The sequence below is a fragment of the Cupriavidus sp. 96C5-1 genome (genome assembly GCF_057798855.1).
In genome coordinates this window covers 22,088-46,447 of record NZ_JBYOJU010000019.1, presented here as the reverse complement: position 1 = coordinate 46,447, position 24,360 = coordinate 22,088, and the positions used below count along the sequence as shown (strand labels likewise).

General features: G+C 67.6%; 22 protein-coding genes. 11 read left to right on the top strand and 11 right to left on the bottom strand.

From position 1 onward, the window contains the following. Positions 1-56: 56 nt before the first annotated feature. The 4 genes from gshA to AC3FOF_RS20710 form a co-directional block, all read right to left on the bottom strand. Positions 57-1,352 carry a glutamate--cysteine ligase gene (gene gshA, locus AC3FOF_RS20725; RefSeq protein WP_035818626.1) on the bottom strand — a complete coding sequence of 432 codons (1,296 nt, stop codon included), beginning with the start codon at positions 1,350-1,352 and terminating at the stop codon, positions 57-59. 559 nt (positions 1,353-1,911) lie between these two features. Further along, positions 1,912-3,450, bottom strand: a complete 1,539-nt coding sequence (locus tag AC3FOF_RS20720) for an ammonium transporter (protein ID WP_276266628.1) — start codon at positions 3,448-3,450, stop codon at positions 1,912-1,914. 31 nt (positions 3,451-3,481) lie between these two features. Then, positions 3,482-3,820, bottom strand: coding sequence for a P-II family nitrogen regulator (locus tag AC3FOF_RS20715; RefSeq protein WP_017225134.1), 339 nt, complete (start codon positions 3,818-3,820; stop codon positions 3,482-3,484). Between the two features lie 64 nt (positions 3,821-3,884). Beyond that, entirely contained in the window at positions 3,885-4,691 is an 807-nt protein-coding gene (locus AC3FOF_RS20710; protein WP_488727649.1) for a TorF family putative porin, read from the bottom strand. A 377-nt stretch (positions 4,692-5,068) separates the two neighbouring features. Here AC3FOF_RS20710 and AC3FOF_RS20705 point away from each other — a divergent pair, with 377 nt between their 5' ends. Beyond that, on the top strand, positions 5,069-5,332 hold the full coding sequence (locus AC3FOF_RS20705) for an accessory factor UbiK family protein (protein WP_017225132.1): 264 nt from the start codon (positions 5,069-5,071) through the stop codon (positions 5,330-5,332). 125 nt (positions 5,333-5,457) lie between these two features. Then, a complete protein-coding gene (locus AC3FOF_RS20700; RefSeq protein WP_488727648.1) occupies positions 5,458-7,002 on the top strand; it encodes a YifB family Mg chelatase-like AAA ATPase in 1,545 nt (514 codons plus the stop codon). A 75-nt stretch (positions 7,003-7,077) separates the two neighbouring features. Here AC3FOF_RS20700 and AC3FOF_RS20695 read toward each other — a convergent pair whose 3' ends face one another. The 3 genes from AC3FOF_RS20695 to AC3FOF_RS20685 all read right to left on the bottom strand — a co-directional run bounded on the left by AC3FOF_RS20695 (position 7,078) and on the right by AC3FOF_RS20685 (position 8,662). Next, complete coding sequence (locus AC3FOF_RS20695) at positions 7,078-7,251, bottom strand: hypothetical protein (RefSeq protein ID WP_276266630.1); 174 nt, start codon at positions 7,249-7,251, stop codon at positions 7,078-7,080. 113 nt (positions 7,252-7,364) lie between these two features. Beyond that, the gene (locus tag AC3FOF_RS20690) at positions 7,365-8,024 is read right to left on the bottom strand and encodes a LysE family transporter (protein ID WP_488727647.1); all 660 of its coding nucleotides are present in this window, start codon (positions 8,022-8,024) and stop codon (positions 7,365-7,367) included. Positions 8,025-8,074: 50 nt separating this feature from the next. Beyond that, positions 8,075-8,662, bottom strand: a complete 588-nt coding sequence (locus tag AC3FOF_RS20685) for a hypothetical protein (protein WP_488727646.1) — start codon at positions 8,660-8,662, stop codon at positions 8,075-8,077. A 274-nt stretch (positions 8,663-8,936) separates the two neighbouring features. On the opposite strand from AC3FOF_RS20685, the gene AC3FOF_RS20680 reads away from it, so the two are divergent. The 3 genes from AC3FOF_RS20680 to AC3FOF_RS20670 all read left to right on the top strand — a co-directional run bounded on the left by AC3FOF_RS20680 (position 8,937) and on the right by AC3FOF_RS20670 (position 12,379). Next, the gene (locus tag AC3FOF_RS20680; protein WP_488727687.1) at positions 8,937-9,344 is read left to right on the top strand and encodes a thioredoxin fold domain-containing protein; all 408 of its coding nucleotides are present in this window, start codon (positions 8,937-8,939) and stop codon (positions 9,342-9,344) included. Positions 9,345-9,481: 137 nt separating this feature from the next. Next, the gene (locus AC3FOF_RS20675) at positions 9,482-10,045 is read left to right on the top strand and encodes a TlpA disulfide reductase family protein (protein WP_017224850.1); all 564 of its coding nucleotides are present in this window, start codon (positions 9,482-9,484) and stop codon (positions 10,043-10,045) included. A 234-nt stretch (positions 10,046-10,279) separates the two neighbouring features. Beyond that, positions 10,280-12,379 (top strand): ATP-dependent helicase, encoded by a 2,100-nt coding sequence (locus AC3FOF_RS20670; protein ID WP_488727686.1) that lies wholly within the window; start codon positions 10,280-10,282, stop codon positions 12,377-12,379. A 12-nt stretch (positions 12,380-12,391) separates the two neighbouring features. Here the strand turns inward: AC3FOF_RS20670 and AC3FOF_RS20665 are convergent, their stop codons facing one another. The 3 genes from AC3FOF_RS20665 to AC3FOF_RS20655 all read right to left on the bottom strand — a co-directional run bounded on the left by AC3FOF_RS20665 (position 12,392) and on the right by AC3FOF_RS20655 (position 17,089). Next, positions 12,392-13,708 (bottom strand): sigma-54-dependent transcriptional regulator, encoded by a 1,317-nt coding sequence (locus tag AC3FOF_RS20665; protein ID WP_276263483.1) that lies wholly within the window; start codon positions 13,706-13,708, stop codon positions 12,392-12,394. A gap of 8 nt (positions 13,709-13,716) precedes the next feature. Beyond that, on the bottom strand, positions 13,717-15,708 hold the full coding sequence (locus AC3FOF_RS20660; protein WP_276263482.1) for a sensor histidine kinase: 1,992 nt from the start codon (positions 15,706-15,708) through the stop codon (positions 13,717-13,719). An 82-nt stretch (positions 15,709-15,790) separates the two neighbouring features. Then, a complete protein-coding gene (locus AC3FOF_RS20655) occupies positions 15,791-17,089 on the bottom strand; it encodes a dicarboxylate/amino acid:cation symporter (protein ID WP_035806708.1) in 1,299 nt (432 codons plus the stop codon). Between the two features lie 411 nt (positions 17,090-17,500). Here AC3FOF_RS20655 and AC3FOF_RS20650 point away from each other — a divergent pair, with 411 nt between their 5' ends. The 6 genes from AC3FOF_RS20650 (at position 17,501) to AC3FOF_RS20625 (ending at position 23,015) form a co-directional block, all read left to right on the top strand. Then, entirely contained in the window at positions 17,501-17,845 is a 345-nt protein-coding gene (locus AC3FOF_RS20650) for a (2Fe-2S) ferredoxin domain-containing protein (protein ID WP_017224669.1), read from the top strand. A gap of 48 nt (positions 17,846-17,893) precedes the next feature. After that, entirely contained in the window at positions 17,894-18,538 is a 645-nt protein-coding gene (locus AC3FOF_RS20645; protein WP_017224670.1) for an alpha/beta hydrolase, read from the top strand. Between the two features lie 73 nt (positions 18,539-18,611). Continuing rightward, positions 18,612-19,820, top strand: coding sequence for a D-alanyl-D-alanine carboxypeptidase family protein (locus tag AC3FOF_RS20640; protein ID WP_488727645.1), 1,209 nt, complete (start codon positions 18,612-18,614; stop codon positions 19,818-19,820). Positions 19,821-19,833: 13 nt separating this feature from the next. After that, positions 19,834-20,139 carry a YbeD family protein gene (locus AC3FOF_RS20635; protein ID WP_017224672.1) on the top strand — a complete coding sequence of 102 codons (306 nt, stop codon included), beginning with the start codon at positions 19,834-19,836 and terminating at the stop codon, positions 20,137-20,139. A gap of 213 nt (positions 20,140-20,352) precedes the next feature. Further along, entirely contained in the window at positions 20,353-21,546 is a 1,194-nt protein-coding gene (locus tag AC3FOF_RS20630) for a class I SAM-dependent rRNA methyltransferase (protein WP_488727644.1), read from the top strand. A gap of 491 nt (positions 21,547-22,037) precedes the next feature. Beyond that, a complete protein-coding gene (locus tag AC3FOF_RS20625; protein WP_017224674.1) occupies positions 22,038-23,015 on the top strand; it encodes an NAD(P)H-dependent flavin oxidoreductase in 978 nt (325 codons plus the stop codon). A gap of 63 nt (positions 23,016-23,078) precedes the next feature. On the opposite strand, the gene AC3FOF_RS20620 is transcribed toward AC3FOF_RS20625, so the two are convergent. Beyond that, entirely contained in the window at positions 23,079-24,329 is a 1,251-nt protein-coding gene (locus AC3FOF_RS20620) for a phenylacetate--CoA ligase family protein (RefSeq protein ID WP_035806705.1), read from the bottom strand. Between the last annotated feature and the right edge of the window lie 31 nt (positions 24,330-24,360).

Here is a 24,360-nt window from a genome sequence, read left to right as displayed (position 1 = left end):
GGTTGCCGCGCGGACCGCGCGGCACGTCAAGGCGCTGCCGCACGGGCAGCGCCGCCTCAGAGAATCGGATTGGGGTCGGTCTTCTCGAGTTCCAGCGACGCCGCCAGCAAGGCCAGCCGCGCCACCACGCCATACATATAGAAGCGATTCGGCACCGCCGCGCCAGGCTTGGCATGGCTGTCGGGGATGCCGTTGGGCGCAAACGCCAGCGGCACGAAATGCATGCCCGGCGCGTTCAGGTTCTCGTCATTGCCGCGGCCGGTGTGGACGCGGTAGAAGCCGCCGACCACATAGCGGTCGATCATGTACACCACCGGCTCGGCCACCGCCTCGTTGACCTTCTCGAAGGTGTGCACGCCCTCCTGGATGATGACGTCGTTGACCTCGAGGCCTTCCTTGACGACGCTCATCTTGTTGCGTTCCTTGCGGTTCAGGCCCTTGACTTCGGCCGGATCACGCACGGTCATGATGCCCATGCCGTAGGTGCCGGCATCGGCCTTGACCACCACATAGGGGGTTTCCTTGATGCCGTATTCGCGGTACTTCTTGGCGATCTTCTTGAGCACGGCCTCGACCGAGTCAGCCAGCGCCTCCTCGCCCACGCGCTCGTGGAAATCGATGCCGGAGCACTTGGCGAAGTACGGGTTGACCATCCACGGATCGACGTCGATCAGCTTGGCGAACTTCTTGGCCACTTCATCGTAGGCCGCGAAATGGCTGGACTTGCGCCGCGTCGACCAGCCCGCGTGCAGCGGCGGCAGCAGATACTGCTCATTGATGTTTTCCAGGATCGGCGGAATGCCGGCGGAAAGATCGTTGTTGAGCAGAATCGAGCAGGGATCGAAGTCCTTCAGCCCCAGGCGGCGGCCACGCACGCCGAGGCGGGCCAGCGGCTCCACCACCAGCGTCTGGCCGTCGGGCAGCTCGATCGGCGTGGGCTCGGTAATGTCTTCGGACAGCGAGCCCAGGCGGACATTGAGACCGGCCTGGCGCATGATCAGCGACAGCCGCGCCACGTTCTGCAGGTAGAACATATTGCGGGTGTGGCGTTCCGGGATCAGCAGCAGGTTCTTGGCGTCCGGGCAGATCTTCTCGATGGCCGCCATGGCAGCCTGTACCGCCAGCGGCAGCATTTCGGGCGCCAGGTTGTTGAAGCCCCCGGGGAACAGGTTGGTATCGACCGGGGCCAGCTTGAAGCCGGCATTGCGCAGATCGACCGAACAGTAGAACGGTGGCGTATGTTCCTGCCATTCCAGCCTGAACCAGCGCTCGATGGACGGCGTCGCATCCAGGATCTTTTTTTCCAGCTCGAGCAGCGGACCGTTCAGCGCGGTGATGAGATGCGGGACCATATACATCCTATTGATCGTCTTTATCGTTCGCCCAGATTGTAGAGGAACGGCCAATTGGCTGCAGGCGCTGCCTGAATAAGCATATGCGAGCGCCGGCATAAGGGATAAGGGAGATGGATATGGGGGTGCCCGCCGGGAATAAAAGAGGGCCTCGCGCGCACGGATCCGCGGCAAAGCCCGGGTGGCCCAGCGCCGGCGCCGGTGGCCTCTGATGGCGCCGGGCGCAAAAAAAAAGCGCGACCGGAGCCGCGCTTTCAAATGGCCTGACAGATACGGGGAGCGTTCTGCAGGTGGAGGAAACTGCCTCACTGGCACTGTATGTGCGCCACCCGCCAAAGACAATTGAAGCTTTTTAAGATCGGATTTAAGCAGTTAGCGAAAAAGCCGGCCACGGCCGGCTTCTGCCCGCGGCTGATGCCCCGATCGGGGCCGATGACGCCGGGATCGCTCCCGATGCCGTCACGATGCGGACACCGGAGTGAAAAAAGCCCGGCACAAGGCCGGGCGAAACTCCTGAGAGAAGATTCCCAATCAGCTCTCCAGCACAACACCTTTACGATCAGGCCTCATATGCGGTCTCGCCGTGCGAGGTGATGTCCAGGCCCTCGCGTTCTTCTTCTTCCGGCACCCGCAGGCCGATCAGCATATCCACCAGCTTGTAGGCCACGAAGGCGACCAGACCCGACCACACAATGGTAGTGAGCACGCCTTGCAGCTGGATCCACACCTGGCCGACGATCGAATAGTCGTCCGCAACCTTGTTGGCCACGTAGTCATAGACACCCGTGCCGCCCAGGCTCGGCGCGGCAAACACGCCGGTCAGCAGCGCCCCCAGGATGCCGCCGACGCCGTGCACGCCGAACACGTCGAGCGAGTCGTCCATGCCCAGCAGCTTCTTCAGGCCGGTCACGCCCCACAGGCACAGCAGGCCAGCGGCGATGCCGATCACGATCGAGCCCATCGGGCCGACGAAGCCGGCAGCCGGGGTGATGGCCACCAGGCCGGCCACCGCCCCCGAAGCACCGCCCAGCATCGAGGGCTTGCCCTTGCTGATCCACTCGCCGAAAGTCCAGGCCAGCACCGCGGCGCAGGTTGCCAGCAGGGTGTTGACGAAGGCCAGCGCGGCCGAACCGTTGGCTTCCAGCGCCGAGCCGGCGTTGAAGCCGAACCAGCCGAACCACAGCAGCGAGGCGCCAACCATGGTGAAGGTCAGGCTGTGCGGACGCAGTGCCTCGCGGCCGAAGCCGATGCGCTTGCCGAACATGAAGGCACCCACCAGGCCAGCCACGGCGGCGTTGATGTGCACCACCGTGCCGCCGGCGAAGTCGAGCGCTCCCTTCTGGAACAGCCAGCCGCCCTTGGCCGTGGCCGCCGCGCCCGCTGCGGCATCGGTGTACAGGTCAGGACCAGGCCAGAACCAGACCATATGGGCCATCGGGATATACGAGAAGGTGAACCAGATCACCACGAAGACCAGCACCGCCGAGAACTTGGCGCGCTCGGCGAAGGCGCCGATGATCAGGCCGCAGGTGATCGCCGCGAAGGCGCACTGGAAAGCGAAATAGGCCAGTTCCGGTACCACCACGCCCTTGCTGAAGGTGGCGGCCACCGCGTCAACGGTGAGCCCCTTCATGAAGAGCCGGTCGGTGCCGCCGAAGAAGGCATTACCCTCGGTGAAGGCGAAGCTGTAGCCGTAGATGGCCCACAGCAGCGACACCAGCGAGAAGATCACCAGGCACTGCATCAGCACCGACAGCATGTTCTTCGAACGGACCAGGCCGCCGTAGAACAGTGCCAGGCCCGGCAGCGTCATCAGAATCACGAAGGCCGTGGAAATCAGCAGCCAGGCGGTATCGCCCTTGTTGGGCACGGGTGCAGGCGCGGCGGCGGGTGCTGCGGCTGGCGCCGCCGGCGCTGCTGCCGCAGGAGCGGCGGCGGCGGGCGCGGGAGCGGGTGCGGCGGCGGATGCGGCCGGTGCCGAGGCCTCGGCCGCGGGCTTGTCCTGCGCCACGGCGTGGGTGGACAGGCCGATGCCGGCCGTGCCCAGGGCCAGCGCCACGGCGCCGGTTGTCAGGATGCGCTTGAACCAGGATTTCATTGTGATTAACCTCTTGTCGTTGGGCTATGCGTCACAGCGCATCGCCGCCGGTCTCGCCGGTGCGAATGCGGATGACCTGCTCGATGGGGGCGACAAAGATCTTGCCGTCGCCGATCTTGCCGGTACGCGCCGATTTCTCGATTGCCTCGATGGCCCGTTCGACCACATCGTCCGGAACCGCCACCTCGATCTTCACCTTGGGCAGGAAATCCACGATGTATTCCGCGCCCCGGTACAGCTCGGTGTGGCCCTTCTGGCGGCCGAAACCCTTGACTTCGGTCACGGTGATGCCGGACACGCCCACGTCCGAGAGCGCTTCGCGCACCTCGTCGAGCTTGAACGGCTTGATGACGGCGATGATCAGTTTCATCCGATTTCTCCTCAGAGCGGGACGGCCCGGTATCCGTCCGGCGCCCGCTCAACCTGATGCGTGTTTAGAAAGTCTTGGTGATCGCCGCCCAGGCCGTGGCCTTGCCGACATAGCGACCGGATGTATTGGTATAGACCGACTTGTGGGCATTGGTGTCGATATAGGCCACCGACAGCGAGAAGCCCTTGCCCAGGTCCTTGGTCAGGCCCAGCTTCCAGTCCGTGTAGGAGGCGCTGTTCACGTGTTTCACATTCTGGTAGCCCACGTGCGCATTCAGCGTCAGGTCCCAGAAGTTCAGCGGCACGTTGGCCGACAGGTCGGCGTAGTAGCTGTACTTGCTGTCGGCGAAGCCGAACAGGTTGGTCAGCGCCTGCGAGTACTTGAAGAACACGGGGCCGTAGCCGATGCCGGCGTAGGCTTCGGTGGTGTACGGACGCGTGAAGCCGTTCGGGTAGTCGCCAGGGTAGTAGTACTGCAGCACGCCGACGTCGTAGTTCCATTCCAGGCCGGCCAGCGTGAAGGTGTTCTTGAAGCCGCCGTAGAAGTCCATTTCGATCGGCGCGGACACCTTGGCGTTGCTGTCGCCCAGCCAGCTGATGCTCGAGTTCCAGTTACCCAGGTAGAAACCGCTCGAATGCGAATAGTCGAAGCCGCCCTGGATTGCCGGCCGGCGGTTGGTCTGCATCAGGCCGCGGTAGCGATATTCGCTGGCCAGGGTCACGTTGGCAGTGAAGGTGTGAGGCGAGGCTTGCGCCGCGGCGGCATCGGTGGATGCCCCCCCCTCCTGAGCGGTGCTCTGGGCAAAGGCGGCGGATGTGAGGCCGCAAAGTACAACTGCACTGGCGCTGACTGCAAAGGCCAACTTCTTCATGGATTTGTTCTCCTTTTCCTCTGGCTCGGTACTCGCGTGCTTAAAAGTGATTTGTGAATCCAGACTCCCGGAATCATTACTGCAACTGCCGTGCCAGGCCAGGCTGGGGTCTTCCATGGGTTTCAATATGACGCAAGGGCCGCCCGGATTTGTTGCTCTGGCGCACTAGCCGCATCCGCCCAGACGTTAAAAGGTGTTACCAGCCCGCGCTGGCGCTTTCCTGGGCGCGCCTGACGCGCGATAATCGGCCCATGCTGGCGGCAAGTGCCGGGCAAGCACCGCCTTAGACCGCGCCCCAGCCGGGTGCACCGCAATGCAGCATGCCGATGCCGCCCACCCAGACACCCGCACCAACACAGTGCAAAAGGAGAATCACCATGAAACCCAGCGACCTGTTCAACGATTTCCAGAGCAAGGTCAGCGAAGCCTTGCGCAACTCTCCCGCCAAGGACATCGAGAAAAACGTGCGCAGCATGATGACGCAGGGCTTCTCCAAGCTCGACCTCGTCACCCGCGAGGAATTCGATGTGCAGTCGCAAGTACTGGCGCGTACCCGCGCACGCCTGGAAGAACTGGAAGCCCGCGTGCTCGCGCTGGAAAGCCGCGCCTCCGGCGGCTCCGACACGCCTGTCACCGGCTGAAGCCCTTGGGCACAGCGCACGCCCGAGGGGGCCGATGACCCCGGGCTCGCATCCCGACCGCCAGGATGGCCGCCGTATTCCGGCGGCCATTTTCGTTAACACTTCCTTGACCCTTCCGGAGTGAGATGAGCCTCGCCCTCCTGCGCAGCCGGGCGCTGACCGGCCTCGAGGCGCCGCTGGTGTCGGTCGAGGTGCATCTGGCCAATGGCCTGCCCGCCTTCAATATCGTGGGCCTGGCCGATACCGAAGTGCGCGAGAGCCGCGAGCGGGTGCGCGCGGCCATCCTCAACAGCCGTTTCGAGTTTCCCAGCCGGCGCATCACCGTAAACCTGGCGCCCGCCGACCTGCCCAAGGAATCCGGCCGCTTCGACCTGCCGATCGCGCTCGGCATCCTTGCCGCCAGCGGGCAGGTCCCGCTGGATGGACTGGATGCCAGCGAGTTCGCCGGCGAGCTCTCGCTTTCCGGCGAGCTGCGCCCGGTGCGCGGGGCGCTGGCCATGGCGATGAGCCTGGGACGCGACAATACGGCGCGGCAGGCGGCGGGCGCGGGTCCGCCGCGCAGCTTCGTGGTGGCGGCGGAGAACGCGCCCGAGGCGGCCTTGATCGACGGTGTCACGGTATATGCCGCAAGCTCGCTGCTGGAAGTCTGCGCTCACCTTGGCCCCCTGCCCGAGGCCCGGCTGGTGCGCGCGGAGCCGCTGGTGCAACTCGGCGCGGACGACCCCGCCGGCCCCGACATGCGCGACGTCCGCGGACAGGCGCAGGCGCGCCGCGCCATGGAAATCGCGGCGGCGGGCCAGCACTCGGCCTTGCTGGTGGGGCCGCCCGGCACCGGCAAATCCATGCTGGCGCAGCGCTTTCCCGGCCTGCTGCCGCCCATGACGCTGGAGGAAGCGCTCGAATCCGCCGCGGTGCAGAGCCTCACCGCGGCGGGCTTTCATCCCGCCCGCTGGCGCGAGCGGCCCTACCGGTCGCCACATCACACGGCTTCCGCGGCCGCCCTGGTGGGTGGCGGCGGCAACCCCCGCCCCGGCGAGATCTCGCTTGCCCATCACGGCGTGCTGTTTCTCGATGAACTGCCGGAGTTCGACAGGCGCGTGCTGGAAGTCCTGCGCGAGCCGCTCGAATCGGGCCGCGTCACCATCTCGCGCGCCACGCGCCAGGCCGACTTTCCCGCCCGCTTCCAGTTTGTCGCCGCCATGAATCCCTGCCCGTGCGGCTACCTGGGGCACCCTTCCCGTCCCTGCCGCTGCACGCCGGACCAGGTGCTGCGCTACCAGTCCCGGCTATCCGGCCCGCTGCTCGACCGCATCGACCTCCAGGTGGAGGTGCCGGCCCAGGACCAGCAGGAAATGCTCGACGGCCCGCCCGGCGAGTCCAGCGCCGACGTCCGCCAGCGCGTGCTGGCCGCCCGCGGCCGCCAGCAGGCGCGGCAGGGCAAACCCAACGCCGCCCTGTCCGGCCGCGAAATCGACCTGCACTGCCCGCTGACGCCCGAGGCGCAGGCATTGCTGCGCGGCGCCATGACCAAGCTGGCCTGGTCGGCGCGCGCCTATTTCCGGGTACTCAAGATTGCCCGCACGGTGGCGGACCTGGAGGGGGCAGGGCCATTGCAGCCCGGCCATGTGGGCGAGGCAATCCAGTACCGCCGCGCCTTGCGCACGCCTTAGCGGTTATTTCAAGAAGATGCCGGCGTCGTTGCGCGGCCTTGCCGTACCACTTGTACCGCCTGCGGCCGAGCTGCCTCAGCCGCGCCGGCGCGGCGGCGGCACGGCGACCGGCGGCTCCGACGGCGGAGGGGGCTCCTCGATCGGCGGCAGGTCGGGCGGGATGCCAGGTGGCACCGGCTCCTCCATCGGCGGCACGGTATGGGCCGGCCGCGCATGCAACAGGGCCAGCCTGGTGGAAGCGCTTCGCATTGCTTATCTCCGCTTGGGTCGTCTTTCGGTGCGATCCGCTCCGCCTGGATGGCGGGTCTGCCGGCTCGCCTCTCCTATTGAAGCAAACGCGCCCGCGGGAAGCCAGCGATAGATCAGGCGGCCGGGTGGCGCCTGACGAAGAACAGTGCGGTGCCCACGGCCACCAGCACACCGCCGAACACGCGGTTCTGCCAGCGCACCGCGCGCGCATTGCGGAACAGGCCGCGCATGCGCGAGGCCAGCAGCGCGTAGCCGTGCATCACCACCAGGTCCACGCCGCACATGGTCGCTGCCAGGATGGCAAGCTGGGGCCCGAGCGGGTGGTGCGGATCGATGAACTGCGGCAGCACCGCCACCATGAAGATAATGCCCTTGGGATTGGTGACATTGGTCAGCAAGCCCGTGGCAAACCGGCGGCGCGGGCTCAGCACGGCAACGCGCGGCGCCTCGGGGGCGCCCCGCGATGCATCGTCCTGCCCGCCCTCCTCCACCCGCGCGCGCCATTGCTGCACGCCCAGGTAGACCAGGTAGAGCGCGCCGACCGTCTTGACCACGGCGAAGGCATGCTCGGACGCCAGCAGCAGCGCGCCAAGGCCGCCACCGGCCACCAGCAGAATGATCACCAGCCCGGTCTGCAGGCCGAAAATCGTGGTGGTGGTCTTGCGCAGCCCGTAAGACAGGCCATGGCTCATCGACAACACGGCGCCCGAACCCGGCGACACGGCAATCACCCAACAGGCAGCGAAATAGGCCAGCCATACATCCCAACGCATTACGTTACTCCCTCGAAAAAACCGGTGGCGCGCAGCGGCCACGAAAAAAATCAGAACGGATGGAAGCCAGTCAGGAACTGGTCGATCTGCTCAGCCTGGCGCTGGTCGCGGGCGGCCTCGCCGGCTTCCAGCACGACCGCCTGGTACACGTGCACGCCCGAAGCCACCAGCCGCGCCGTGAGCCGCCGCGGCGACTGGTCCTGCGGCGATACCGCGGCCACCTGCAACTCCACGCCGGCGAGCGCCACGGCAGGCGTTGCGGCCGACATCACCGTCACCTTGCGGGTCTTGACCGCATCGGCGGAATGGGGTCCCAGGTTGCCCAGCAATCCCGCCTGCATCGACGCGAGCGCCGCCTCGCGCAGCGCCGCATCGTCGGCCGGCAAGGTCACCACGCCGACCGCGAACAGGGTCTCGTCGACCCGGGCCGCGTCCATCGTCATCGGCAGCCGGCGCCCGGCAATCGCCACCTCGCGCGCGGCGCCGGTCGGCTTGCCCGGATAGAGTGCAGCATAGGCGCCTTCATTGGACTGGATGGTGCGCCAGTCATAGCGCGGCGAACAGGCGGCCAGCGCCGCGACGGCGATGACGGTGGCAAGCGCGGACGCCGACAGGCGGGAGAACCAGGGGTGGGACATCACGGCAACGGATAGGGCAGGCGTGCGGCGGACCTAGCCTGGGATTGTGCGATCCCGCACCCAGGGCCCGCCGGCGCGGCGCCACGAATACGGACGGAAGCCGCTATTATCGGGGAACCCGCGTGCCAGCGCTCGTCCACTTCGCCATTCCATGCAATCCTCGTCGATTCCGCAATCATCGCGCCGCATCCGCGCCCGGCGCGCCCTGGCCTCGGCATACCTTGCCGGCGCGGCGGCGCTGGGTGCCGCCCTGGCCACGGCGAGCGCCAGCGCCATGGCCGCCGCCCCCCTGCCCGCGGTGACCGACCTTGCCGCGCAAGGCGCGGCGGCATCCAGCCGGGGCGAGCCGCTGGTGGTGCTGGTAACGCTGCCCGGCTGCGTGTACTGCGAAACCGTGCGGCGCAACTACCTGGGCCCGCAGGCCGCGGCCGGCGAGATCGTGGCGCGGGAGCTCGACATGACGGCGAACACGCCGTTGCGCAACGCAGACGGCAGCATGACCACGGCACGCGAATGGGCCCGCAGCCGCAATGTGGCGGCGGCGCCCACGGTACTTTTCCTCGACGCGCGCGGCCGCTCGCTGGCTACGCCGCTGCGCGGCATGCAGCCCGATTTCTACGGCGCCTACCTGGAACAGGCGCTCGACCAGGCCCGCGCGGCGCTGGCCGGCGCGCCGCGCTGAAGCGGCGGCAGCCCCGCCCGGCCGCCGCCGCAATGCTGCGGCTAATCGTCGCAGCGGAACGGCCCGCCCGAACGCCTTCGGCAGCGCTGCGGCAGCGGCAGTAGAATGGCAGTCTGTCTGACCTGTCGGCGAGCATCATGACGACCTCCGTTTCCCCCAAGCCCCCCACCGCCGCCGTCGCGGCAAGCCCGGCCCCACGCAAGCTCTGGCCTGTGTTCGCGGCCGTGCTGCTGGTTGCCGTGCTGGGCTGGTTCGGCTATCGCGCCATCGCGCCGGCCAATGCGGCGCCGCCCGCCACCTTCACGCTGCTGTCGGGCGAAAAGATCAGCACCGCCGATCTCAAGGGCAAGGTCTACCTGGTCAACTTCTGGGCCACCAGCTGCGTCACCTGCGTCAAGGAGATGCCGGAAATGGTCCGCACCTATGACAAGTTCAAGGGTAAGGGCCTGGAGTTCGTGGCGGTGGCAATGAGCTACGACCCGCCCATGTACGTGATGAACTATGCGCAGACGCGCCAGCTGCCGTTCAAGGTGGCGATGGATTCGGACGGTACCGCCGCCAAGGCATTCGGCGAAGTGCAGCTCACCCCCACCACCTTCGTGATCGACAAGGACGGGCACATCCTCAAGCGCTACGTTGGCGAACCCGAATGGGACGCGCTGCACAAGCTGCTCGATGGCGCACTCGCCAAGGCCGCCTGATACGCGCGGCCCCCACCTGCCCCGCCAGAAAGGTGCCTTCCATGGCACCTTTTTTGTTGCCATGACGATGCCGCGGCGGCCACGGCTTGCGCGCGCCGCCTGTATGGATATACAGTTACCGGCAGCTTTCTCCGCCCATGCCTGGCACTGCACCCGCGCAACCCGGCACCCCCAAAGGCCTTTGCCGTGTTACTCGATCCCGATCCCGCCGCCGCGCCTTGCGACGCACCCGCCATCAGGCGGCCCGATGCCGACGCCGTGAACGTCGCGGCGCAGGCGCCCGCCACGCCCGCCTACCTTGCCACGCTCAATCCGGAACAGCGCGCGGCCGTAACGCACGAGCCTGCGGCGCCGCTGCTGATCATTGCCGGTGCCGGCTCGGGCAAGACCAACACACTGGCGCACCGCGTCGCGCACCTGGTGCTGGGCGGCGCCGATCCGCGCCGCATCCTGCTGCTGACGTTCTCGCGCCGCGCGGCGTCGGAGATGGGGCGGCGGGTCGAACGCATCGTCGACCAGGCGCTCGGCATGCAGGCCTGCGGCGCGGGACGCGCGGCGCTGACCTGGTCGGGCACCTTCCACGCCATCGGCGCGCGCCTGTTGCGTGAATATGCGGAGACGCTCGGCCTGTCGCCCAGCTTCACCATCAGCGACCGCGGCGACGCCGCCGACCTGATGAATGTGGTGCGGCACGATCTCGGGCTGTCCGCGCAGGCCTCGCGGTTTCCGCGCAAGGAAACCTGCCTGTCGATCTATTCGCGCGTGGTCAACACGCAGGCCCCGCTCGAGGACGTGCTGAAGCAGTGGTTTCCGCGCTACGCCATGTGGACGGACGCGCTGCGCGGCCTGTTTGCCGGCTACGTGCAAGCCAAGCAAAAGCAGCAGGTGCTCGACTACGACGACCTGCTGCTCTACTGGGCCCAGGCGCTGGCCGAACCCGCGCTGGCGCAGGATATGGGCGCGCGTTTCGACCACGTGCTGGTGGACGAATACCAGGACACCAACGCGCTGCAGGCCGCCATCCTGCTCGCGCTCAAACCCGACGGGCGCGGCCTGACCGTGGTGGGCGACGATGCCCAGTCGATCTACGCCTTCCGCGGCGCCACGGTACGCAATATCCTCGATTTCCCCGCGCAGTTCGCGCCGCCGGCCGACATGGTCACGCTGTCGCAGAACTACCGCTCGACCCAGCCCATCCTGGCCGCCGCCAATGCGGTGATCGGCCTGGCGGCCGAGCGCTATACCAAGGACCTGTGGTCGGAGCGCGGCTCGGCCGAGAAACCGGACATCGTCGTGGTCAACGACGAAGCCGACCAGGCCCGCTATGTGGTCGAACAGATCCTGGCGCGGCGCGAAGCCGGGCTGGCGCTGCTGTCGCAGGCGGTGCTGTTCCGCGCCGCCGACCACAGCGCCCAGCTCGAGATCGAGCTGGTCCGGCGCAACATCCCCTTCGTCAAGTTCGGCGGCCTGAAATTCCTGGAATCCACCCACGTCAAGGATGTGCTGGCAGTGGTGCGCTGGCTGGAGAACCCGCGCGACCGCATGGCGGGCTTCCGCAGCCTGCAGCTATTGCCCGGCGTGGGGCCCAAGACCGCGGCACGCGTGCTCGATGCGGTCGAGATCGCCACCGAGCCGCTGTTCGCGCTGGAATCGTTCGAGGCGCCGCCCGCGGCGGCCGAAGCCTGGCCCGACCTGCTGGCGCTGGCGCGCAGCCTGATGGCGCCCGCCGCACCGTGGCCATCCGCCTTCGAGCAGGTGGTGGCGTGGTACCAGCCGCATCTGGAGCGGCTGCACGACGACGCCCCGGCCCGCGCGGCCGACCTGCAGCAGCTGGAACGCATCGCCGCCACCTACGCCTCGCGCGAACGCTTCCTGACCGAGCTCACGCTCGACCCGCCGGATGCCTCGAGCGACGAATCCGGCGTGCCGCTGCGCGACGAGGATTACCTGATCCTGTCCACCATCCACTCGGCCAAGGGCCAGGAGTGGAAGGCGGTCTACGTGCTCAACGCGGTCGACGGCTGCATGCCTTCGGACCTGGCCACCGGCACCACCGAGGAAATCGAGGAAGAGCGCCGCCTGCTGTACGTGGCCATGACCCGCGCGCGCGACCACCTCGACATCGTGGTGCCGCAGCGCTTCTATGTGCACCAGCAGACCGGCTACGGCGACCGCCACGTCTATGCATCGCGCACGCGCTTCCTGCCCAACCGCGTGATGCCGCTGTTCCATAGCCGGGCCTGGCCGCCGCCTCCGCCGGTGGCGGACGCGCCTGCCAGGGCGCAGCTGCCCAAGCTGGATCTGGCCGGGCGCATGCGGGATATGTGGCGCTGAGCGGACGCGGCGCTACAGCCCGTAACGCTTGATCTTGTCGTACAGCGTGGCCTTGCCCACCTGCAACAGGTCCGCCGCCTGGCTGACCGCGCCGCCGGTGCGCGCCAGCGTATCGGCGATCACCGCGCGCTCGTAGTGCTCCATGCGCTCCTTGAGCGGAGTGGAGTCGTCGAGCGCATCGGCGCGCGTGCCGCCTTCGGGCACGCCCAGCACCAGGCGGTCGGCGGCGTTGCGCAGTTCGCGCACATTGCCGGGCCACGCGCGCTGCATCAGCGCCTGGCGCTGCAGCTCGGACAGGATGGGCGCCGGGCGCTGGTAGCGCACCGCCGCCACCAGCATGAAATGCTCGAACAGCGGCACGATGTCCTCGCGCCGCTCGCGCAGTGGCGGCAGCGGGATGGTCACCACGTTGAGCCGGTAGTAGAGATCCTGGCGGAACGTGCCTTGCGCCACCAGCGCTTCCATATCCCCCTTGGCCGCCGCCACGATGCGCACATCGATCGCGATCGAGGCATTGGACCCCAGCCGCTCCAGCGTGCCCTCCTGCAGCACGCGCAGCAGCTTGACCTGCAGCGCCAGCGGCATGCTTTCGATCTCGTCGAGGAACAGCGTGCCGCCCGAGGCATGCTCCAGCTTGCCTACGCGGCGCTTGCCGGCGCCGGTGAAGGCGCCCGCCTCGTGGCCGAACATCTCGCTCTCGAAGATAGCCTCGGGCACCGCGCCGCAATTCAGCGCGACAAAGGGCGCAAGATGCCGCGGCGACAAGGCATGCAGGCTGCGCGCCACCAGTTCCTTGCCGGTGCCGGTCTCGCCATTGATCATCACCGGCACGTCGGTGGCGGCGACATTGGCCACCAGCGTGCGCACCTGCCCGATGGCCGGCGAGCGCCCGATGATGCGGGTACCCGCCGCCGGGCCGGCCAGCTCGCGCCGCAAGGCGTGGTTTTCCAGCTCCAGCGCGCGCCGCTCCAGCGCGCGGCGCACGGTCTCGGTCAGGCGGTCGGCGCCGAAAGGCTTCTCGATAAAGTCGTAGGCGCCTTCGCGCATGGCCTGTACCGCCATGGTGATATCGCCGTGCCCGGTGACCAGGATCACCGGCACGCCCGGTGCCGCGTTGCGGCAGTGCTGCAGCAGGTCCAGGCCGCTGGCGCCGGTCAGGCGCACATCCGTCACCAGCACGCCGGGGAAGTCCGGCGACAGGTGCGGCATGGCGGCTTCGGCCGAGGGCAGCGCCAGCACGGTGAAGCCAGCCAGCTCCAGGCTCTGCGCGGTAGCCTGGCGTACCAGGGGTTCGTCTTCGACGAACAGGACACGCAATCCGTCTTGCATGGCGATGCTCACTCAGTGTCAGTGTGGGAAGGAGAGATGGAATTGACGGCGGCGCGAGGCGCCGCGCCGTCGGGCGAGGGTGCGCGCCGCAGCACCACCACGAATTCGGCGCCGCCGCCGGGCCGGTCGGCCGCGCTCAGCTGGCCGCCGAACTCGCGCACGATCGACGTGGAGATGGCCAAACCGAGGCCCAGCCCCTGGCCGATCTCCTTGGTGGTGAAGAAGGGCTCGAACAGCCTCGGCAGCGCATCGGCGGCGATGCCGGTGCCATTGTCCCGCACCGCGATGGCGACGGTCTCGCCCTGCCCGGTGACCGCCACTTCCACGCACGGCCCGTCCGGCGCGGCAGCGGCCAGCGCGTCGAGCGCGTTGCCGAGCAGGTTGAGCAGCACCTGCTCCAGCTTGAGCTCGTCGGCCCACACCGCGGGCCCGGGCGGCTGCGACAGGCCCTCCACCTTCAGCGTGACCAGGGCGAGCCGCGGCGCCATCAGCGCCAGCACGTGATCCAGCGCGGCGCGCACATAGACCGCGTGGCGGCGCTGGCGCGCCTTGCCGGCAAACAGCTTGAGCTGCCCGGTGATCTTGCCCATGCGCTCGGTCAGGTCGGCGATGGCGGCCAGGTTGTCGGTGGCGGCGTCGAGCTTGCCGCGCTCCAGCAGCACGCGGGTATTGTCGGAAAACGTGCGCAGCGCCGCCAGCGGCTGGTTCAGCTCGTGCGTGATGCCAGCAGCCATCTGGCCCAGGGCGGCCAGCTTGCTGGCCTGCACCAGCTCGTCCTGCGCCGCGCGCAGCTCGCTCTCGGCGCGGGTACGCTCCGCCACCTCGGCCTCCAGCTGCTCGTTGATGGCCATCAGGTCGGCGGTGCGCGCCTCGACGCGGCGCTCGAGTTCGTCATAGGCGGCTTCGAGCAGGCGCCTGCCATACTCGATGTCGCGCGCGCGCTGCCTGCGCTGGCGCCAGTTGAACAGCAGCAGGCACATGCAGGCATAAGCCAGTGCCGCCGCCACCGTGGCATTGCGCGCGCTGGCCAGCACCGGGTCGAGCGCCGCCATCACCTGCATGGTCCAGTCGGCCGGGCCCACCTTGCGGCTGACCTCCAGGTAACGCTCGGCACTGCCGCCGGCACCGATGCGCACCAGCCGCGCGCCCTCGCCCAGCACGGTCTTGCCGAGCCAGTGGGTGACCGGCGATTGCAATGCTTCCAGCGGTAGCGGCCGGACCTGCTGGTCGTGGTACTGGCGGGTCCGGTCGAGTTCGGATTGCAGCTCGGGCGGCAGCGGCTGCAAGGTGCGGTACTGCCAGCCGGGCACCGACGAGAGAAAGATCACGCCATGGTCGTCGCTCACCATCACCGGCTCGGTACCCCCGGCGCCCGCGCGCTGGAACCATTCCAGGTTGAGCTTGACGACCGTCACGCCCACCACGCGGCCGCCCACCTTCACGGGTTGCGCAATGTAGTAGCCGGGTTCGTCGCTGGTGACGCCGATGGCATAGAAGCGCCCGATCTCGCCGCGTGCGGCGCTCTGGAAATACGGGCGGAAGCGGTAGTCGGTGCCGACGAAGCTGCCCGGCTGGTCATGGTTGCTGGCGGCCAGCGCGAGGCCGTTCGCGGCGATCACATAGGTGGCCGAGGCGCGCGCGCGGCGGTTGACCTCGGCCAGGTAGCGGTTGGCCGCGGCCACGCGCGCGGGATCACCGGGCGCGGCCAGCAGGTCGTGTACGAAGGGATGGAGCGAGACCAGCGCGGGGAGGAACTCGTAGCGGTCGAGCGTGCTCTCCAGCGTGGCCGCGTAGCGGTCGGCGCGGGTGGCCGTGGTTTGCTGCAGGCCGTCGACGCCGCGCTGCACCGAAACCAGCCAGGTCAGCGAGCACAGCGCTACCAGGCCGGCGGCCAGCGCCGCGGCAAAGCCCCGCCAGGTACCGCCGCCGTCGCCGGGTGCATGCACCTGGCGGGCGGAAGCGGGATCATGCACGGCGAGGAAATCGTCGGAATGTGGCATCGGCGCAGGCGAAGGAACACGCGCCGATGATACCCGCTGGCGGGCCGCGCCGGCAGGCGCAGCCGCCCCGGAGGCCGGAACCTCAGCGGACGCCGGTGCCGGTGTCGGCAAGTTCGGCCGTTTCATCGCCGCCACGGCGCAGCATGCGGTCGAGCTGCGTGCGATCGAGCTCGCGCTCCCACGCCGACATCACCACCGTCGCCACGCCGTTGCCGATGATATTGGTCAGCGCGCGGCATTCGCTCATGAAGCGGTCGATGCCGAGGATCAGCACCATGCCCGCGACCGGGATATCCGGCACCACGGCCAGCGTGGCGGCCAGCGTGATAAAGCCGGAGCCGGTCACGCCGCTGGCGCCCTTGGAGGTGATCATCGCCACGCCCAGGATGGTGACCTGCTGCAGCAGCGTGAGTTCGATGCCGGTGGCCTGGGCGATGAAGATCACCGCCATGGTCATGTAGATATTGGTGCCGTCAAGGTTGAACGAGTAGCCCGTGGGCACCACCAGCCCCACCACCGATTTGGAGCAGCCCAGGTTTTCCAGCTTTTCCATCAGGTGCGGCAACGCCGCTTCCGACGAGCTGGTACCCAGCACGATCAGCAGCTCTTCCTTGATGTAGGCGACAAAGCGGAAGATGGAGAAACCTGTCAGGCGAGCCACCGTGCCCAGCACCACCACCACGAAGACGATCGCGGTGAAGTAGAAGGTGCCGATCAGCTTGAGCAGCGGCACCAGCGAACCCAGGCCGTACTTGCCGATGGTGAAGGCCATCGCGCCGAAGGCGCCGAGCGGCGCCACCTTGGTGATCACATGCACGATGTGGAAGAACACCTTGGAAACCTGCTCGACCAGATCGAACACGATCTTGGAGCGGTCGCCCATGGCCGCCAGCGCCGAGCCGAAGAACAGGGAAACCAGCAGGATCTGCAGGATGTCGCCGTTGGCGAAAGCACTGAAGATCGTGTCCGGGATGATATGCATGAAGAACTCGACCGTGCTCTGGCCGTGCGCCTTGGACACATATTGCGCGATCGACTTGGTATCGAGCGTGGCGGGATCGATATTGAACCCGACCCCCGGCTTGAGCGCATGCGCGGCCAGCAGGCCAATCAGCAGCGCAAAGGTGGAGATCACCTCGAAGTACAGCAGCGCCTTGCCGCCGACCCGGCCCACCTTCTTCATGTCGCGCATGCCGGCGATGCCGGACACCACGGTACAGAAGATGATCGGCCCGATGATCATCTTGATCAGCTTGATGAAACCGTCGCCCAACGGCTTCATCGCCACGCCCGTATCGGGCCAGTAATGCCCGAGCACGATACCGACCGCGATAGCGAACAGCACCTGCACGTACAGGATCTTGTAAAAGGGTTTCCTCATGATGTCGTCCTCGGTGTTTTGACCGTGCCTGCCGCCGCGGCGGCGGCAGGTCTGCACGCCCTTGCGGATGGAGCGCGTCTGCTAAAACGATCGCAACTGGCGTGCCAGCCGCAGGCACGGCGCCAAGTCACTGATTTCAAAAGAAAACGGTTGAAGCGACCGCGTCTTCACTCCAGTTTTCCGGAAATCCGGAAAACGCCGATCCGGAAATCCGGAAGATCCGGCTTGCATGGGTGCGCGCTACGCCACCCCTGGGACGGGCTAGTGTTGCGTGGCGTCGCGGCGGCAGTGCAAAGCGTCAAGCCGACTCGCATGACGCCGTATAATTCAGCCCTTCCACCCATTTCCTGGCGGCCGGCCGCGGCCCTGGCCCCATCTGGCGCCGGATTGCCGCCGATACGCGCACCACGCATGAGCAGCTACTACCAGCACCACGTTTTCTTCTGCCTCAACCAGCGCGAGGACGGCGGCGCCTGCTGCGCCGATCACAACGCCAAGGCCATGCAGGAGTACGCCAAGAAGCGCTGCAAGGCGCTCGGCATTGCCGGCGGCGAAGGCCGCGTGCGCATCAACAAGGCCGGCTGCCTGAACCGCTGTGAACTCGGCCCGGTGCTGGTGGTCTATCCCGAGGCCGTCTGGTACACCTTCGTCGACGAGCAGGACATCGACGAGATCATCGACAGCCATCTGGTGGGCGGCAAGCCGGTCGAACGCCTGATGATCGATCGCCGACCGGCCGCAACGACGAACCGCTGAACCCGGGCGCCACCGCGCCTGGTTCCAGTCACCCCGCTTCCTGCTTCCATGAACGCGCATACCCAGGTACTCACCGTTACCGGCCCCGCCGGCGCCATCGACATCTCGGTCGACCTGCCCCAGTCCGAAGCCCCGCGCGGCCTGGCGCTGGTGGCCCATCCGCACCCGCTGTTCGGCGGCACCAAGGACAACAAGGTGGCGCAGACGCTGGCGCGCTCTTTCGTGCAGCTGGGCTATGCCACCGTGCGCCCCAACTTCCGTGGCGTCGGCGGCAGCGCAGGCACCCATGACAACGGCGTGGGCGAGCAGGACGACCTGCTGGCCGTGATTGCCTGGATGCGCACCCAGACCGCGTGGTCGCCGGATGCCGCCACGCTGCCGCTGGCGCTGGGCGGATTTTCCTTCGGCAGCTTCGTGGCCAGCCACGTGGCCCGGCGCCTGGCCGAAGCCGGCACGCCGGTGCAGCGCCTGGCCATGGTCGGGACCGCCGCCAGCCGCTGGGAAGTGGCGCCGGTGCCGGCCGACACCATCGTCATCCATGGCGAGCAGGACGACACCGTGCCGCTGGCCAGCGTGTTCGACTGGGCCCGCCCGCAGGAGCTGCCGGTGATCGTGATCCCCGGCGCCGACCACTTCTTTCACCGCAAGCTGCACCTGATCAAGCAGCTCGTCGTCAATGCGTGGGACCAGTGACCGGGCCGGCGCGCCGCGCCGCCATGTCGCCGGAAGCACTCTCCGCCCCCTTTTCTTTGTTGGAAATTGAAACATGTTGAATAGAGCCACGCCGTTTTTCGCGTCCGCCAACACGTCCGCCCTGGTCGCCGCCGCCGTCATCGGCACCGCCACCGTACTTGCAGCAGCCCCCGTGCGCGCCCAGGGCGTGCCGATGCCGCAGGTGGCGGCCAAGTCCTGGATGCTGTTTGACGTCACCAGCGGCCAGGCCCTGGCTTCGCAGAACGCGGATGTGCGCATCGAGCCGGCTTCGCTGACCAAGCTGATGACCGCCTACCTGGCCTTCGCGGCACTCAAGGAAAAGCGCCTCACGCTGGACCAGACCGTGGTGCCGACCACGATCGTGCAGAAGGTCAAGAGCGACGAATCGCGCATGTTCCTGGAAGCCAACAAGCCGGTCAGCGTGCAGGACCTGCTGCTGGGCCTGATCGTGCAGTCTGGCAATGACGCGGCGCTGGCGCTGGCCGAAGCCGTGGGCGGCTCGGAAGAAGGCTTTGTGGCGATGATGAATCGCGAGGCCCAGCGCATGGGCATGATGAACACCCACTTCAGCAATACCGACGGCATTCCCGATCCGAACCACTACACCACGGCCATGGATCTGGCCACGCTGACCACGCGCATCGTCAAGGATTTCCCCGAGTACTACAGCATGTACTCGCAGAAGGAATTCACCTACAACAAGATCCGCCAGCCCAACCGCAACCGCCTGCTCTACATCGACCCCACCGTGGACGGCCTCAAGACCGGCCACACCAAGTCGGCCGGCTACTGCCTGATCTCATCGGCCAAGCGTCCGCTGGCCAATGTGCCGAACGGTTCGCGCCGCCTGGTCTCGATCGTGATCGGCACCGCCACCGAGTCGTCCCGCACGCAGGAAAGCCTGAAGATCCTCAATTACGGCTTCCAGTTCTTCGACACCCTGCGCCTGTACGACCGCGGCCAGGTACTGGCCACGCCCGATGTCTACAAGGGCAAGGCGTCCACCATCAAGATCGGCGTCAAGGAAGAGACCTACATCACCGTGCCCAAGGGCACGGGCAGCCGTATCAAGCCGGTGCTGGAGCGCCAGGAACTGCTGGTGGCCCCGATCGCCGCCGGACAGCAGGTCGGCACGGTCAAGCTGATGGACGGCGCCACCAAGGTGGCCGAGTTCCCGGTGGTGGCGCTGGAAGAAGTGCCGGAGGCAGGCTTCTTCGGCCGCCTGTGGGATACCATCCGCCTGTGGTTCAAGCGCAAGTAAGGAGGGCTCCGACATGAGCGCCGACAATTCCGACAAGGGCACGCCGGGCAACATCCCGCCGCGCGAGTCGCTGATCGAATATCCCAGCCATTTCCCCATCAAGGTGATGGGGAGCATGCAGGACGGCTTCGCCGAAGCCATCGTGACGCTGGTGCAGGGCTTCGATCCCGGCTTCCACGCCGGCAAGATGGAAATGCGCCCCTCGAGCAAGGGCAACTACCTCGGCCTGACCGTCACGGTATGGGTCACCAGCCGCGAGCAGCTCGACGACCTGTACCGCGCGCTGACTTCGCACCCGATGGTCAAGGTGGTGCTGTAGGCGGATGAGCGAGGGCAGGCCGGGGCTGTACCGGGCTTGCCGGTGTCGTCCCGCTCCCGCTGCCGAGCTCCCCTCTCCCGCTTGCGCGAGGGATTGGGGCAGTGGGAGCCACAACCCTCGGGCACTTCAGGCGGCGTTGGTGCACCGCTCGGCCCCGTTTGGCGCTTCCATGCCTTTGCTGCCGAATCCCCGGCAGACCCAGAACAACAAACCATGAACACCATCACCCTCAAGCCCGGCAAGGAAAAATCCCTGCTGCGCCGCCATCCCTGGGTCTACGCCACCGGCGTGGCCGCCACCGAAGGCCGCTGCGAACCCGGCAGCACCGTGATCGTCCGTGCCGCGGATGGCCGCTTCCTGGCACGCGGCGCCTACAGCCCCTCCTCCCAGATCCGTGTGCGGGCGTGGACCTTCGACGAGAACGAGCCGGTCGACCACGCCATGTTCAAGCGGCGCGTGTCCGCCGCGCTGGCCCATCGCAAGCAGTGGGTGAAGGACAGCGACGCCGTGCGGCTGATCTTCGGCGAAGCCGACCGCCTGCCCGGGCTGATCGTCGATCACTACGGCAGCGGTGCCAACGGCCAGCTGGTATGCCAGTTCAACTCGGCCGGCGTGGAAGCCTGGAAAGACGCGCTAGTGCAGGCGCTCGTCAAGGAAACCGGCTGCCCCAACGTGTACGAACGCTCGGATGCCGCCGTGCGCGAGCGCGAAGGCCTGGCGCTGGTGACCGGCGTGCTGGCCGGCGCCGAGCCGGACCCGGAACTCAGCGTCACCGAGCACGGCGTGCGCTACTACGTGGACGTGAGGAGCGGCCACAAGACCGGCTTCTACGTCGACCAGCGCGACAACCGCAAGCTGGTGGGCGACCTCGCCAATGGCCGCGAAGTGCTCAACTGCTTCTGCTACACCGGTGGCTTCTCGCTGGCGGCGCTGCGCGGCGGCGCCACTTCGGTGACCTCGATCGACTCTTCCGGCGAGGCGCTCAAGATCGCAGCGGGCAATGTCTCCCTGAACGGTTTCGACGCCGAACGCGCCACCTGGCTCGACGCCGATGTGTTCAAGTCGCTGCGCCAGTTCCGCGCCGAAGGCCGTCAGTTCGACCTGGTGGTGCTCGACCCGCCGAAGTTCGCCCCCTCGGCCCAGCACATCGACCGCGCCGCGCGTGCCTACAAGGAGATCAACCTGGTCGGCATGCAGTTGCTGCGCCCGGGCGGCCTGCTGTTCACCTACTCCTGCTCGGGCGCGATCAGCATGGAGCTGTTCCAGAAGATCGTGGCGGGCGCAGCCACCGACGCGCGCGTCGATGCGCGCATCCTGCGCCGCCTGTCCGCCGGCACCGACCACCCGATGCTGGCAGCCTTCCCGGAAGGCGAGTACCTGAAGGGCTTGCTGCTGGAAAAGATCTGAAGCACCTTGCCCCGATCGACGGCGCCCGCGGGCGCCGTTTTTCATGCGCCGCGCGCGGCCGCACGCCATCGATGCAACCGTCATCCCGCTTTCATGCGAGCGTCTTCAGCCCGTCACAGACGGGACCTATAGTCCGGTGTGCGGACGCGGCATTGGCAGGTGCCCTTCCGTCTCTTCCTATCAGTCTTCGTGGTAGTTGCCCCGCGGCGTAGCGGGGTTTTTTTTGCTCGCACGGATCGCCGGGAGGCAAGCGAAGCGCCCACGGCATGCCGCATCGCGCAGCCCGGTTTCTTCCTTGTTGACGCGCGCGCCGGACCACCCATGCCGGGGCGCACGGCTTCGCCCCCCGCGCCGTTGGACTATGGTGGAGAGAAGCGACCGTCCCGGCATAGATTGCCCCTTCTAACGCCCGCAAGCCGAAACTACCTATAATCGAACGATCGTTCACATCCAGGGCGCCGCCGGCGCCCGCACGTGGTTCAGGAGACACCATGCCCGCCGCCAAACAACTGCCCCAGGCCCTGCAAAACCTGGCGCTGCCCGTGATTTCCTCGCCGATGTTCATCGTCAGCTACCCGGAACTGGTGCTGGCGCAATGCAAGGCCGGCATCGTCGGCTCCTTCCCCGCGCTGAATGCGCGTCCGGCCGAGATGCTGGGCGAGTGGCTGACGCAAATGGAGGAGGAACTCGCCACCTTCCGCGCCGCCAACCCGGGCCAGCCGGTGGGGCCGATCGCCGTCAACCAGATCGTGCACGCGTCCAATGTGCGGCTGGAGCACGACGTCAAGGTGTGCGTGGACCACAAGGTGCCGATCTTCATTACCTCGCTGCGCGCCCCGCCCAAGGAGATGATCGACGCGGTGCACAGCTACGGCGGCATCGTGCTGCACGACGTCATCAGCATCCGCCACGCCGAGAAGGCCATCGAGGCCGGCGTGGACGGCCTGATCCTGGTGGCGGCCGGCGCCGGCGGCCATGCCGGCACGCTGTCGCCGTTCGCGCTGGTGGGCGAAGTGCGCAAGATCTTCGACGGCGTGATCGCGCTGTCGGGCTCCATCGCCACCGGTGAATCGGTGCTGGCCGCGCAGGCCATGGGCGCGGACTTCGCCTATGTGGGCACGCGCTTTATCGCCTCGCAGGAAGCGCACGCCAGCGAGGCCTACAAGCAGTCGATCACCACCTCGGCCGCTGCCGACATCATCTACACCAACCTGTTCACCGGCGTGCACGGCAATTACATCCGCGAGAGCATCGAGGCGTCCGGGCTGGACCCGCAAAACCTGCCCGAGGCAGACAAGACCAAGATGGACTTCTCCAGCGGCGCCTCCAAGGCCAAGGCGTGGAAGGACGTCTGGGGCGCCGGCCAGGGCGTGGGCCAGATCCACGACATCCCCACCGCCGGCGAAATCGTGGCGCGCATGCAGGCCGAGTACAACGAGGCCCGTGCCCGCCTGGGACTCGCGGTCTGAGCGCATTGCACTGTCCTGCGCGCCGGGCGGCGGCAACGCCGGCGCGATGCGCGGCGGCCGCGCTCAGTCGTAACGCCGCGCGTCCTCGATCACCTTGCCATCCTGCGGCAGCGAACCCGCCGCCACGAAGCGCACCTCGCCGCGCAGCCGCATCACTTCGCGCAGTGATTCGCCGATGGCCTGCGCCAGGCCGGCATCGTCGCGGGTGGCATCGCAATGCAGGGTCATGACGTCGGCGCCCACGCTGCCCGTCACCACCAGGCGCGCGGCGCGCACCTCCGGATGGCGCCGCACTACCTCGCCCACCTGCCCGGGATGCACGAACATGCCCTTGACCTTGGTGGTCTGGTCGGCGCGGCCCAGCCAGCCCTTCAGGCGTACGTTGGTGCGCCCGCACGGACTGGCGCGCTCGCCTGAGCCGGCCACGAACGCGGACAGGTCGCCCGTGCCGAAGCGGATCAGCGGATAGTCGCCATTGCCCAGCACCGTCACCACCACCTCGCCGGTCTCGCCCTCGGGCAGCGGCTGCGTGCCGCCCGGCTCGACGATCTCCACCAGCACGTTCTCGTCCACCACCCAGCCGTCGCCCCCCTGGGTCTCGTAGGCGATCAGGCCCACGTCGGCGCTGCCATACATCTGCTGCACCCGGATGCCGCGCTCGCCGAACCAGGCGCGCAGCGAGGGCGGCAGCGCCTCGCCGGATACCAGCGCCTTGCCCAGGCCAGGGCAAGGCAAGCCGAGTTCGTCACCCTTTTCCAGCAGCAGCTTGAGAAAGGACGGGGTGCCCGCATAAGCCGCCGGCTGCAGGCTGGCCAGCGCCTGCACCTGCGATTCGGTCTGCCCCACGCCAGCGGGAAACACGCAGCAACCCAGGCGATGGGCACCGCTTTCCATCATCATGCCGGCCGGCGTGAAATGGTAGGAGAAGGTGTTGTAGACGAGATCGCCCGCGCGGAAGCCCGCCGCGAACATGGCGCGGGCGATGCGCCACCAGTCGGCGCCATGCCCGTCCGGCTCGTGGATCGGACCCGGAGACTGGAAGATATGCCGCAGCCCGCCCAGCGGCGTCGCGTTGAGCCCGCCCAGCGGCGGCATCGCCTTCTGCCGCGCCGTCAGCTCGGACTTGCGCGTCACCGGCAACGCCGCCAGCGCCGCGCGTGAGTCCAGCCCGCGCGGATCCACCTCGCGCAGGACCTCGGCAAAATAAGGCGCATGCGCCTTGGCATGCGCAACCTGGCGCGACAGCGCCGCCAGCAAAGCCTGTGCGCGGACGTCGGGGGCACGTGTTTCCAGGGAATCGAAGTGTTCAGACATGGTGCGTGATTGGCATGGATGAGTCGCGTGA